7 protein-coding genes and 5 pseudogenes are annotated in these 12,829 nt (G+C 67.0%); 5 read left to right on the top strand and 7 right to left on the bottom strand.

The genetic code is table 11. From position 1 onward, the window contains the following. Positions 1–48 precede the first annotated feature (48 nt). From GR130_RS20760 to GR130_RS20750, 3 genes and pseudogenes are all read left to right on the top strand, one after another. Positions 49–1,488 carry a CoA transferase gene (locus GR130_RS20760; protein WP_159506099.1) on the top strand — a complete coding sequence of 480 codons (1,440 nt, stop codon included), beginning with the start codon at positions 49–51 and terminating at the stop codon, positions 1,486–1,488. A 43-nt stretch (positions 1,489–1,531) separates the two neighbouring features. Further along, positions 1,532–2,301 (top strand): annotated as a pseudogene (locus GR130_RS20755) (transposase). A gap of 177 nt (positions 2,302–2,478) precedes the next feature. Next, positions 2,479–2,751 (top strand): annotated as a pseudogene (locus GR130_RS20750) (transposase); the annotation flags it as partial. Between the two features lie 104 nt (positions 2,752–2,855). Here GR130_RS20750 and GR130_RS20745 read toward each other — a convergent pair. After that, positions 2,856–4,148, bottom strand: a complete 1,293-nt coding sequence (locus tag GR130_RS20745; protein WP_236573278.1) for a G1 family glutamic endopeptidase — start codon at positions 4,146–4,148, stop codon at positions 2,856–2,858. A gap of 351 nt (positions 4,149–4,499) precedes the next feature. Here GR130_RS20745 and GR130_RS20740 point away from each other — a divergent pair. Then, a pseudogene (locus GR130_RS20740) lies at positions 4,500–5,296 on the top strand (IS5 family transposase). A gap of 304 nt (positions 5,297–5,600) precedes the next feature. Here the strand turns inward: GR130_RS20740 and ctaF are convergent. From ctaF to qcrB, 3 genes are read right to left on the bottom strand one after another with little or no spacing between them, the layout of a single operon-like run. Next, the gene (gene ctaF, locus GR130_RS20735) at positions 5,601–5,990 is read right to left on the bottom strand and encodes an aa3-type cytochrome oxidase subunit IV (RefSeq protein WP_159506097.1); all 390 of its coding nucleotides are present in this window, start codon (positions 5,988–5,990) and stop codon (positions 5,601–5,603) included. Further along, on the bottom strand, positions 5,987–7,696 hold the full coding sequence (ctaD, locus tag GR130_RS20730) for an aa3-type cytochrome oxidase subunit I (RefSeq protein ID WP_159506096.1): 1,710 nt from the start codon (positions 7,694–7,696) through the stop codon (positions 5,987–5,989). The genes ctaF and ctaD overlap by 4 nt, the downstream gene beginning before the upstream one ends. Then, complete coding sequence (qcrB, locus tag GR130_RS20725; RefSeq protein WP_159506095.1) at positions 7,693–9,390, bottom strand: cytochrome bc1 complex cytochrome b subunit; 1,698 nt, start codon at positions 9,388–9,390, stop codon at positions 7,693–7,695. Before qcrB ends, ctaD begins: the two co-directional genes overlap by 4 nt. A gap of 636 nt (positions 9,391–10,026) precedes the next feature. Between qcrB and GR130_RS40755 the strand changes: the two are divergent. Further along, a pseudogene (locus GR130_RS40755) lies at positions 10,027–10,211 on the top strand (IS3-like element ISMyma3 family transposase); the annotation flags it as partial. 100 nt (positions 10,212–10,311) lie between these two features. Here the strand turns inward: GR130_RS40755 and GR130_RS20720 are convergent. The 3 genes and pseudogenes from GR130_RS20720 to GR130_RS20710 all read right to left on the bottom strand — a co-directional run bounded on the left by GR130_RS20720 (position 10,312) and on the right by GR130_RS20710 (position 12,817). Continuing rightward, the gene (locus tag GR130_RS20720) at positions 10,312–10,554 is read right to left on the bottom strand and encodes an SHOCT domain-containing protein (protein ID WP_159506094.1); all 243 of its coding nucleotides are present in this window, start codon (positions 10,552–10,554) and stop codon (positions 10,312–10,314) included. Between the two features lie 234 nt (positions 10,555–10,788). Continuing rightward, positions 10,789–11,229 (bottom strand): annotated as a pseudogene (locus GR130_RS20715) (serine hydrolase); the annotation flags it as partial. Positions 11,230–11,284: 55 nt separating this feature from the next. After that, positions 11,285–12,817 carry an ISL3 family transposase gene (locus GR130_RS20710; RefSeq protein WP_159506093.1) on the bottom strand — a complete coding sequence of 511 codons (1,533 nt, stop codon included), beginning with the start codon at positions 12,815–12,817 and terminating at the stop codon, positions 11,285–11,287. Positions 12,818–12,829: the final 12 nt, after the last annotated feature.

The raw sequence follows: 12,829 nt of genomic DNA, 5'->3' as shown, positions 1-12,829 counted from the left end.
ATCCGTGAATCAGGGCGCTCGTGCAGTGCGGGGAACGAGCATCCCGGCATGACTTCGAACACGCTCACCACGACCAAGCCGACACCGCCGACGCCCGAGATCGTCTCCCGGCTGCTGCACACCCTCGGTGACCCCGATCCGGCCCGGGGGGCCGAGGACATCACCGTCGTCGGGGCCGATCCCCTGGTGCCCTCGGTGCACCGCCTCGCCGATGCCATGTCCGCCGCGATCGGTGTCTTCGGGCGGCAGACGGCGGCGGTCGGCGAACAGCGCGGTCACCGGCACCAGAGGGTGGAGGTGCAGGCCGGGGCCGCGATCGACCAGCTGATGGCGACGTATCACACGACGCTCTCGGGGCGCCCGCTCGGTGTTCTGCTCGACGATCCGGCACTGCTCGGCAACAACGACTTCTACCGGGCGCGCGACGGCCGGTGGATCTTCATCATCACCGCCTATCCGCATCTGCGGGACGCCGTCGCCTCCGTGCTGCGGTGCCCGCTCGACAAGGTGGGGATCGCGCAGGCCGCGGCCGGCTGGAACGCCTTCACGCTGGAGGAGGCCATCTGCGCGCGGGGCGGCGTGGCGTGCGCCGTGCGCACCCGCGACGAATGGTTCGCGCACCCCGCCGGGCGGTACGTGGCCCAGCGCCCGGTCGTCGAGATCGAACGCGTCGGCGACGGACCCGTCCGGCCCTTCGAGCCGATCGGCGAGGCGGACGAGGCGCTCGCGGGCGTGCGGGTGCTCGATCTCACCCATGTGATCGCAGGTCCCGTCGCGGCGCGACTCCTCGCCCAGTTCGGCGCCGATGTGCTGCACCTGTCGCGTCCCGACCGCCCCGACCCGATCCCGATGATCGCGATGACCGGCGGCGGCAAGCGCAACGCGTACTGCGATCTGCGTGACGATCACGACCGGGCGGCCTTCTACGACGCGCTCCAGGACGCGGACGTCTTCATGCACAGTTACCGGGGACTTGCCCGGCACGGGGCGTCGACCGAGGAACTTGTCCGGCGCCGCCCCGGACTCATCACCCTCGAATACCACGGCTGGGGCGCCGACGGCCCCTGGGCCGAACGCGGCGGGTTCGACCAACTCGCCTGCTCGGCAACCGGATTCGCCATGGAGGAGTGGACCGACCGGCCGTCGGTGCCGCCGACGTACCTGCTCAACGACTACCTCGCCGCCTACCTCGGAGCCGCCGCCGTCGCCACGGTCCTGCGCCGGCGTGCGGCCGAGGGCGGCTCATGGCGGATCCGCGTGACCTTGGCCGGGGTGTGCCACTGGGTGCAGGAACTCGGGCTCCTCGCGCAGGAGGACGTACTCGACCTGCCCCGCCCCGGACGCGCGCCGCTCGCCGCACTGTCGACCACCGGGACCGACTTCGGCCCGCTCACTGAACCGGCGACACCATTCACATACAGCGGGCGCATGATCCCCCAGCCCGGCCGGCGTACCCCACTCGGGTCTGCCGCGCTCCAGTGGCGCTAAGGGCTGTCCCGTAACTGCTGGTCACAGGTGAGATGATCTTGCTGTGTCTGGTGTGATCACGGCTTCGGAGCCGTCCTGGATAGCCCCGTTCACCGGGCTGAGTCCGCGGCAGTTCGGCAAACTGATCAACGCCTTGCGTCGCGAGGGCGCGGACCCGGTCCGCAAGGGTCGGCCCTGGAGCCTGCCGCTGGAGGGCCGGGTCCTGCTGGTCGCCGCGTACTGGCGCACTAACCTCACCCTGCGTCAACTCGCCCCCTTGTTCGGGGTGTCGAAGTCAGCTGTCGACCGCATCGTCGACCACCTCGGCCCCTCGCTCGCGCTCCAGCAGCGCAAGCGGTTCCGCAAGGACGCCGTGCTGATCGTGGACGGCACCCTGGTCCCCACACGCGACCACACCGTCGCCGAGCAGTCGAAGAACTACCGGTACTCCACCAACCACCAAGTCGTCATCGACGCCGACTCCCGGCTCGTCGTCGCCGTCGGCCGGCCTCTGCCCGGCAACCGCAACGACTGCAAGCGTGGGAGCTGTCCGGTGCCAAGGACGCTGTCGGCCAGACCACCGTCATCGCGGACGGCGGATACCGAGGAACCGGCCTGGTCATCCCGCACCGTCGCGAGCCAGGCCAGGCTGAACTCCCGGCCTGGAAAGAGGAACACAACACCTCGCACCGCAAAGTCCGCGCCCGCGTCGAGCATGCCTTCGCCCGCATGAAGAGCTGGAAGATCCTCCGCGACTGCCGCCTCAAAGGCAACGGCGTCCACCACGCCATGCTCGGCATAGCCCGCCTGTACAACCTGACCCTCGCCGGGTGACGAGAAGGCACAGGTCATCGAGCATGCCCTAGATCATTTACGGGACAGCCCTTAGCCTCGCGCTTTCACGAACGGGTCAGTCCGAAGTGTGATCAAAGAGGTGAGGAGCGCCCCTGACCTGGGACGATGGGACTTGTCTAGGGTCCTGGTCGTCGTCAAGAAAGCTGCACTCCTCAGGTGAAGAAGCGTAGCGGGTCCTACCCGCCTGTCTGTGTTGAGGGCGGTGGGCGGTCGGTGGTCTCGCAGGCCGGGGCGGTGCTGCTGGTCGAGACGGTCCGCAAATCCGGTCTGGGCGGCGCGATATCGGCGGCAATGGCGCCGTGGCGCATGCCGCGGGCGGTGCACGACCCGGGCAATGTCCTGCTGGATGTCGCGCTCGGCGGGGACTGCTTGGCCGATGTCGGCATGCTGCGGGCCGAGCCCGAGGTGTTCGGCCCGGTGGCCTCCGAAAGACCACACCACACAATCACAGAGTCCCCGTCAACGAACCGACAGGGACTCGTGAACGATCGAGGCTAATCCTTTCCCCGAAGGTCCATCCAACGGGATTGCCGTCAGTTGTATTTGTGCCACGTGAACTGCATCGTGTCGCGGTCCACGGCGGCAACGGTCGACAAGGGGATTTCGTCTGGGTTGACCATCGTGATCTGGTCGTTGTTCGCATCGAGATAGCCCACCCACTTAACCGGGTTCGCGGTTTCGGCCAAGGGGTACTTCATGGTGGCGGTACCGTAGGTCGCCAGATCAGAATGACCGCCTTGTTTGGTCGGCCGCTCCATGATCCATTCCGCTTGGGAGCCGCTCACGGCAGTTGAACCGCGTGCGGTCAAGATGCGGGTGTACGACCCCGTTGTCTGGTTGGAAATGTTGAAGGACCCAAATTGGCCGTTCATCACGGGTCCTGAGTTCAAGTCAGCGGCAACCATGACCGAGCACTGAATTGCATCGCCAATCCTGACGGGGAAGTTCACTAGCTGTTGCGCGGCCCACTGCTGCGGCAAGAAGCACGTCCATGCGTAATAGACGCTCGTGCAGACCGGGACCGTCTGGCTGGGATCCACGATGCCGTCCGACTCCGTCCCGGCTTGGATGAGGTCGGGGGTCCCCGCCCCATCCAGGCCGATCCAGAAGGAACTGTACGTATACGGATTGAAGGGGCCCGCGCCACCGCCGGGGACATTCCAGCTGCCGTATACGTAGTCGTACGTGCCAGGGTTGCCCATCAGCTGGTAGCCGCTCCAGTTGTTCGACTCCCGCAAGGACAGTGGCTCGACGTTCCGGTCCCGGTCCCGCCCGCTCAGGCTCCGATACGTGTGGGTGAGGTCCGGACGGGGGACCAGATGCGGCTCCACAAAGGTGAAAGGAGCCGAGACGAATCGGCACCAGGCGACGAAGGCGGCGGGCGCGAGGTCAGGGCTCGGCCGCGGCGGGTATCCGCGTGCGAAGAGCTCTTCGTCGTCGAGGCCCAGACAGTCGTCCAGCTCCAGAGGAGGAATGGTGCGGCCATCTCGCGCTTGAGAGGTTCGAGCTCTGGCGGGTGGCGGCGGCATCTTTTCGGTCGGCTGGGTGGTGGACCGGAGATCCACCACGTGCTGCATTCCCTCGCCATCGGTTGCCGCGTCGATGCACAAGTGGGCTGTCTCGTTGCTCTCGCCCAGTGGTCGAACCGAAAATTCGAGGATCCCATAGGGGCCGGAATACGCCACGAGATAGGGACCGTCGTCCCGCTCCGTACGCACCCTGCATCTGGCATTCGGCAGTGTGGCAACGCTGATCGGGGTCTCCAGCCCGGGCGGCACCGTATAACGGTAGAGCCGTTCAACCTGGAGCTGATGAGTAACTGACACGAGCAACCAACCCCTTCGCCGAGGATTCCGCTACTGCGGCAGCTCCTGCTTCTGGGTGGGCCGGGTGTGATCAGGATGGGCTCGAACTCCGCGCAGATCCGCTGTCGCAGCATCCCTCTCTTTCATACAAACACGCGTCCGGACGACTGTCGAACGGGCCGAGATCCGGTGGTTCGTGAGCGTTGCAACCCACCTACCGGGAGCCGCACAAAGCGACCTAAACTCGCGCTTTCATGCGCGTGCTCGTCCACGCCTTGAACAAATAAGAGGAGAGCACTGCTGACCTGCAACGATGGGACCTGTCTAAGACGTCGTCTCATTTGGCTTCGTCGGTAGTCTGGGCTCGTGCTGATGGTGGAACGCTTGGTGCCGGACGAGCTGTACGAGCTGTTCCAGCGGGTTGTGCCACCCGCTCCGTCGCGGCCGCAGGGCGGGGGCCGACGCCGGTACGGTGACCGTGAGGTCCTCGCGGCGATCATCTTTGTGGCCACGACGGGCTGCAACTGGCGGCAGTTGCCGCCCGTCTTCGGTCCGTCGGGGCCGACCGTCCACCGGCGCTTCACCGAGTGGACCGCTGCCCGGGTCTGGGCCAAGCTCCACCGCGTCATCCTCGACGAGTTGGGATCGCGCGGGGACCTGGACTGGTCGCGCTGCGCCATCGACTCGGTGAACATGCGGGCCCTGAAAGGGGGGAGCTGACAGGTCCGAATCCTGTCGACCGGGGCAAGAAGGGCTCGAAGGTCCACTTGATCACCGAGCGGACCGTTTTACCCCTGTCCATCGGGATCTCCGGTGCGAACCTGCACGACAGTCAGGCACTCAAGCCGCTCGTCCGAGGCATCCCGCCGATCCGCTCGCGCCGCGGGCCGCGCCGATGACGGCCCGCCAAGCTCCATGCGGACAAGGGGTACGACTACGACGACCTGCGTCGATGGCTCCGCGGGCGAGGCATCCGGCACCGCATCGCCCGCAGAGGCATCGAGTCCTCCACCCGACTGGGCCGGCACCGCTGGACGATCGAGCGCACAATGTCCTGGCTCGCCGGCTGCCGCCGCCTGCACCGCCGCTACGAGCGCAAGGCTGAACACTTCCTCGCCTTCACCGCCATCGCCTGCAGCCTCATCTGCTACCGCAGACTCACCAAATGAGACGACTTCTAAGGTGCCGTTTCTCTCGGCGGCGGGGGAGGCTCCGACGTCGGGCCGAGCTTTACGGCCTAGGAGTCAACGCTCGGTCGGGCTGAGTGCTAAGGGGTGGCTACCGCGGTGGACCGGCCGCCCCCTTCTCGGGGCTGGCCGGTCCGGTGCCGTCGATGGGGTTCAACGTGGTGTCAGCGCTTCTCGATGACGATCTCGGAGATCACGACGTCCTGCTGCGGGCGGTCCATCTTTCCGGTCGGGGTGCGGTGCCGCGAACGACGCGACCGGCGCCAGAGCCCGTGTCCGTGACGTGTCAGGCATCGCGGTCGACATACTGGAAGACGAAGCCGAAGACGCCCCCGCCCAGCACGCCCATGCCGATGACGAACAGCCAGAGCCCGAACACCACTCCCAGCGCCGACAGCGCGAGCCCCAGTCCGGTGAGGAGCGGCCAGCCGCTGCGTGGAGGGAAGAAGGCCAGCGGACCCGCTGTGTCGGCCACCTCCGCGTCCCGCCGGTCCTGCGAACGCAGGCCGCGCTTCCGGTACTGCACGAAGTAGAAGCAGGCGACCAGACTCGACATCAGGAAAGCAACCGTCAGTGCTGCTGTCCCCGCCGGCTCCTCGGCCCGCCAGCCGTACACGGCGGCCGTACCGCCGAAATACAGGGCCATCACGACGAACAGCCGTCCCTCGATCTTCATGCCTCTTCCCCTCCCTTCTCGCCGGGCGCGGCGGGCGACCCAGCGGCCAGCCGCCGGCGGCGGGCCTCCAACTCGGCGACCTCCGGGTGGTGCAGGTCGAACGCCGGTGACTCCGAGCGGATTCTGGGCAGGGAGTGGAAGTTGTGCGCGGGCGGCGGGCTGGAGGTGGCCCACTCCAGGGACCGTCCCCAGCCCCACGGGTCGTCCTCGGTCACCTTCTCGCCGTACTCGGCGGTGTGCCAGACGTTGTAGAGGAAGATCAGTGTGGAGGAGCCGAGGACGAATGAGCCGATGGAGGAGATGGTGTTCAGCGTGGTGAACCCGTCGGCGGGCAGGTAGTCGGCGTACCGGCGCGGCATGCCGGTCAGGCCCAGCCAGTGCTGCACCAGGAAGGTGGTGTGGAAGCCGAGGAACAGCAGCCAGAACTGGATCTTCCCGAGCCGTTCGTCGAGCATCCGTCCGGTGATCTTCGGCCACCAGAAGTAGAAGCCGGCGAAGGTGGCGAAGACGACCGTGCCGAACAGCACGTAGTGCATATGGGCGACGACGAAGTAGGTGTCGGTGACGTGGAAGTCGACCGGCGGGGCGGCCAGTAGCACGCCGCTCATGCCGCCGAGCAGGAAGGTGACCAGGAAGCCGATCGACCACAGTATCGGGGTCTCGAAGGACACCGAGCCCTGCCACATGGTGCCGATCCAGTTGAAGAACTTCACCCCCGTGGGCACCGCGATGAGGAAGGACAGCAGGGCGAAGAACGGCAGGAGCACCGTGCCGGTGGCGAACATGTGGTGGGCCCAGACCGACATCGACAGCGCGGTGATGGCGATGGTGGCGCCGATGAGGGTGGTGTAGCCGAAGATGGGCTTGCGGCTGAAGACCGGGATGACCTCGCTGACGATCCCGAAGAATGGCAGCGCGACGATGTACACCTCGGGATGGCCGAAGAACCAGAACAGGTGCTGCCAGAGGATCGCGCCGCCGTTCACCGGATCGAAGACGTGGGAGCCGAACTTCCGGTCCGCCTCCAGGGCGAGCAGCGCTGCCGTCAGCACGGGGAAGGCCAGCAGCACCATGATCGAAGTGAACAGGACGTTCCAGGTGAAGATCGGCATCCGGAACACCGTCATGCCCGGCGCACGCAGGCAGGTGATGGTCGCGATGAAGTTCACCGCGCCGAGGATGGTGCCCACACCGGCCACCACTAGGCCCATGATCCACAGGTCCGCCCCGAGGCCGGGGGTGCGGATCGCGCTGTTGAGCGGCGCATATGCGAACCACCCGAACGCGGGCGCGCCCTGTGGGGTGAGGAAGCCGCTGACCACCATCAGCCCGCCGAACAGGAACACCCAGTAGGTGAAGGCGTTGAGCCTGGGGAAGGCCACGTCGGGCGCACCGATCTGCAGTGGCATGATCGCGTTGGTGAAGCCGACGAAGGTCGGCGTCGCGAACAGCAGCAGCATGATCGTGCCGTGCATGGTGAACAGTTGGTTGTACTGCTCGTTGCTGAAGAACTGCAGGCCGGGGCGCATCAGCTCGGCCCGCATCAGCAACGCCATCACACCGCCCACCAGGAAGAACCCGAAGGCCGTCGCCAGATAGAGGTTCCCGATGACCTTGTGGTCGGTTGACGTGAGCCAGCGCAGGAGCGTGCGGCCGTGCCGGATCCGCGCCCGCGGGGCGGTCGGCGTGGTGTCCACGGCCGTCATGAATCCTCCTTGCACTCGGCATCGGTGGCGGTTGAGGGCTCACCGTCAGGCTCGTGCGGTGGCGCGAGAGCGCGAGCGATCTGCCGGCGCTGAGCATCGGTGGCGGGCATCTCTACGCGGTCCTGGTGGAACCATGCGCTGAGAGCGGCGCGCGCCCGCTGGGCCCGCTGCAGCAGCCGGGCTGAGGGCGACACCTCTCCCGCCTCGTACGGCGGCGGTGCTTCGAGTGGTTCCGCCAGGTCTCGTACCAGGACGACGTAGCGCTGATCCGCGGTCAGGCTTCTGCGGTCCGGCTCGGAGTACCCGCCCTCAGCCGACTGGACGATGTCGCCTGTCCGCTCGCCCTTCAGCAGTCGCTCACGGTCGCGCGCCTGCAGCGCCAGGCAGAGCCGCTTGGCCACCATGAAGCTCAGGGGCGGCAGGGCGATCAGCGCGACGCGCAGCGTCCAGACGAGTGCGTTGACGGAGATGCCGAAGGAGTAGGCGATGACGTCGTCGCCTCCGGCCACCAGCAGTACCGCGTAGAAGGCGATGCCGCCTACACCGAGTCCGGTGCGGGTGGGTTGGTTGCGCGGCCGGTCGCACAGATGGTGTTCGCTCTGGTCCGCGGTGAGCCACCGCTCCACGAACGGGTACAGGTAGAGGAGCGTGAACATCGCGCCCGGCAAGAGCACAGCGGGCACGAGAGCGCTCCAGGAGAGGGTGTGGCCGAAGACCTGGGTCTCGACGGCCGGCATCAGGCGCAGTGCACCCTCCAGAAAGCCGATGTACCAGTCGGGTTGGGAGTCCGTCGAGGCAATGTCGGGGCGGTAGGGACCGTAGACCCAGATCGGGTTGACCTGGGCGAGGCCACCGAGCAGCGTCAGGACACCGAGGAGGGCGAAGAGCAGGCCAAGGGTGCGGGTCAGGAACTGCGGGAACATCGGCATGCCGACGACATTGCGGTTGCCCCTTCCCCGCCCGGCCCAGTGCGTGTGCTTGAGGGAGAAGACCAGGGTGAGGTGGGCCCCGATGAGCGCCAGTAGCAGGCCGGGTACCAGCAGGATGTGAAGCTCGTAGAGCCGGGGAATGACGTCCCGGCCCGGGAACTCGCCGCCGAAGACGAAGACGGTGACATAGGTTCCCACGAGCGGGAGGGAGAGCATGATCCCCTCGGCGATCCGCAGGCCGGTGCCGGAGAGAAGGTCGTCCGGAAGGGAGTAGCCGCAGAAGCCCTCCACCATGGCGAGCATGAAGAGGGTCATGCCCAGTACCCAGTTAAGCTCCCGCGGCCGGCGGAAGGCTCCCGTGAAGAAGATCCGCAGCATGTGCACGCCGAGCGCGGCAACGAACACCAGCGCGGCCCAGTGGTGGATCTGACGGATCAGCAGGCCGCCTCGAATGTCGAAGCTGATGTGCAGGGTGGAGGCGTATGCCTCGGTCATGTACACCCCGCGCAGTGGCCGGTAGAAACCGTGGTAGACGATTTCACCCATGCTCGGTTTGAAGAAGAAGGTGAGGTAGACGCCGGTCAGCAGCAGCACGACGAAGCTGTACAGGGCCAGCTCGCCCAGCAGGAACGACCAGTGGTCCGGGAACACCTTGCGGACCAGCCCCTTGGCGGCGTCCAACAGCGGCGTCCGCCCGTCGATTGCGACCGCAGCAGCCTCGACCCGCGGCGTCTCCCGTCTCCGCGCGATCCTGGGAGCCCCCATACGCCCTCACCTTCTGGACCCGGGCCCGGTGTGCCTCTGACAGGCCATTCCTCGCGATCCGCGGCCAACACTGGCGGCATGGGCGGCACCGCGCGCCTGCCGACGCCGACATGGGCGTCGTACTGGCCAGGTGCCTCGTGTCCTTGCTGTCGGGCACCTCTTGGCATGGCGAATGTAACGCTCGTTGCATCACGCCATGCGGTGGACTCGCAAGGCTGCGGAATCCCCGTGGTGGCGTGTCGCGATAGCACCCGGACGGAGCAGGTGATCTCCTGCCGGGTGATGGTCAGCCGGGCAGAGGCGCGGAACTCGCTGGCGGGTGTGCGGTGGGTCTTCACGAGTTGGCTTACATCGAGGACGGTGTCCGAGGCCGTGGGCATGGAAGATCCCACGAACGTCTCCGGTAGGCATATCCGGAGTGTGAGGGTCCAGACATCGCGGTCCGCCGTGAGATAGAGCGTCAGGGCTGGGATGAAGCCGGCGAGGCAGGCAATTGCAATTCGCCCCGCAACACCGGCATGTACGTATGGTTCAAGTCCCCCCGGACACACACGCAAAGAGCCTGGTCAGTGCGCTGACCAAGCCCTGAACCGTTCCGGGTTCGGTAAGGACTCGATCGTTTGAGAGGAGCGAGTTATGGCACGTCCTTCCCAGTACCCGCTTGAGCTGCGCCTTCGTGCGGTGCGGATGGTCGCCGAGGTGCGGCCGGAGTACGACACCGAGTGGGCCGCGATGAAAACGGTCGCCAGAAGCTGGGCATCGGCACGACCGAGACGCTGCGCAAGTGGGTGCGGCAGGACCAGATCGACGCCGGGACCCGTCGACGCGATCGCCCCCGCAGGGCAGAGGTGAGCGCGACCCCGGGAGCGCGCATCATGCAGCGATGAGCGTCACCGTCGTGGCCATGGAAGGGCATCGCACTCACCGCGGCTCCCGCAACACTGCGAGCCGCCGTTTGTACTCCTCCTCGTCGATCTCTCCGCGAGCGAACCGTTCGGCGAGTAGATCCTCGCCCTGCCCAGGCCCCCATACCCGCTCTCCGGCTGGTCCGGAGGTTCCGGAGGGGCCGGGCCAGGTCTCCCGTCGGGCGCCTGTGAAGTAGTGGATCAGCGCGATGACCCCAGCGATCAGCAGCCCCCAGAACAACGCCACCGTCACGGCCATGGTAAGCCAGCCACCCCACCCCCATCCGCAGCCGTACACATCATTGCCATCGCCTCCTTCCGCTGGCATGCGCCTCCGTGGTCGAATCTCCGCATCCATGGTTGCGCGTCGGCATGCCGAGGGCGACGGCCTGCCTTCGTTGGTCGGCCTCGGCGTCGAGCTGGACGAGCTCGTCCTGTTCACCGGCGAGGCTGCTCACGGCTGCCTGAGGCTCGCTGACGGGTATGGCGCAGGTCAACCGAAGACCAGGCTTCGAAAGGCGTTGCGGATACGGGTCACCGGTTCGCGGTCGCGGGTGTAGTAGAGCTTGTTCGTCAGCAGGACGGCCCAGGTTCCCCGTTTGGGGGAGATCTACATGCCGGTGCCGGTGAAGCCGTAGTGCACGTACGAGCGGTCGGCGGGGGCGGTGCCGGGGGCGGGGTGCCGGAAGAGGTCGCGTACGGGTTCCAGGGTTCCGGTCTGGACGTTGAGCGATTCCTCGACCCAGTTCGGCCCGAAGCCTGGTGCTGTGGGGGCGGTCGTGGGGTCGAGCATGTACCGCAGGAAGCGGGCGAGGTCGTTGAGGATGGAGAAGGTGCCGGCGATGCCGCAGACGCCGCCGAGGAGGCGGGCGGAGAAGTCGTCGGCGGTGCTCTTGAGATGGTGGCCGATGTCTTCGTTGAGCTCGGTCGGGGCAGGGACTGTAAATAGAACGGCCCTGTCTCACTTTCGGTGGTGACGGAGGGTGTCGCTATCCGAGGAGGATGCGGTGGCGAAGCAGGGTGAAGCCTGCTCGACCGTGCATCTGGCGCGCGATCCGTTTGGTCTTGGTGTTGACGCCCTCGGCGGGGCCGTTGCTGTACGGGAGTGTGAGCGCGGCGATCACGGCGTCGTGGTCTCGTTCCAGGCCGCGGGTGAAGGCGTGCAGATGGGGCAGGTCGGTTGCGCGGACCTGGACGATCCAGCGCGCGAGCGCGTCGGTGTTTCCTGTGTGAGGCGTCAGGAGTTGGGCGAACTCCGTGATGTGGTTGGTGAGTTGAGTCATCTCGGGGCAGGCTGTGGTGAGCTTGGCCAGGAGTTCGTGATGTTCGGCCTTGAGGTTGTCGGGCCTGGTCAGCAGCATCCGGGCGAACCTGCGCGGGGAGGTGTGGCTGCGGTCGGCGTCCGCGCGTCCTTGGTTGATGTACTTGTGCAGGAGATTGAGACAGCCGGTGAAGCCGAGGGCCTTGATCTCTTCGAAGAGGTGCTGGATGGGGACGGCGGGGTCCTCGGCGCGGCGTGTGCGCAGGTGCTCGCGGTAGGGGTCGACGAGGCCGGCGCGGTACTTGGGGACGCGGAGCATGCGTTCGGGCCGATCGGCTCGGGCGTAGCGTTTGACGGTGTTCAGGGCCAGTTGTAGGCGGCGGGCGCATTCGAGCAGGCCCACGCCCTGGTCGAGCAGGTCGTGGATCTGGTGCCGGCGTTCCAGGGTGGTCTGTGCGCGGGGTCCGTCGTACAGGGGCGCGTCCAGGACGGTGGCCCAGCAGCTGCTGTGCGCCTTGATCTCGCTCAGGGCGGCTTCGGACAGGTTGCGCCAGACGTGCCAGCGATCACCAACCTGGACCGCGTCCGGCGGGGCGCGGCGGATGGCCTGGGTGTAGGTCGTGGAGCCGTCACGGCACACGACCTCGATGCCTGGATGCTCGCGCAGCCACGCCTCCAAAGTGTCGGCCGTGCGGTCGGGCAGTACGTCGATCCGCTCATGGGTTTCGGCGTCGATTACCACGGTGGCGTAGCGGTGGCGCCGGCGCAGAGCGAAGTCGTCGACGCCGATCACGCGGTGTACCCGGCCGCCGGGCAGCGGGATGCGCAACAAGGTGCGCAGGGCCGTGTGACGCGACAGGCCCATCGCGAGTATCGCCGGCAAGCGGACTCCCGCCCGGCCCGCTAACTCCTTGACTACGGCCTTGACTTGACTGGTCAGACGGGCTGTGCGGTGCTGGTGACGCTCCAGGACCCCGGGCACCTGTTCGCGGAAGGTGTGGCGGCAGCCGTGCGTGGGACACACCAGACGCCGCACCCGCACACGGACCACCACCCGCCGGCCGCCAACCGGGACGTCGGCCACCGTCCGCCAGTGATAGCCATGCACGCGTCCCGACGACGCCCCGCACACCGGACAGACCGCGGAGTCCTGCGGAGTTCGTGCCCGCACCACGATCCGCTCACCCTCGTCGACCACGCCCTCGATGACCAGCGGAGACAGACCAGAAAACACCGTCTGCACAAGCTCGTTGACATCCATCACACCGACGTC

Source organism: Streptomyces sp. GS7, assembly GCF_009834125.1.
GTDB lineage: Bacteria > Actinomycetota > Actinomycetes > Streptomycetales > Streptomycetaceae > Streptomyces.
This window is presented reverse-complemented; position numbering and strand designations above follow the sequence as displayed.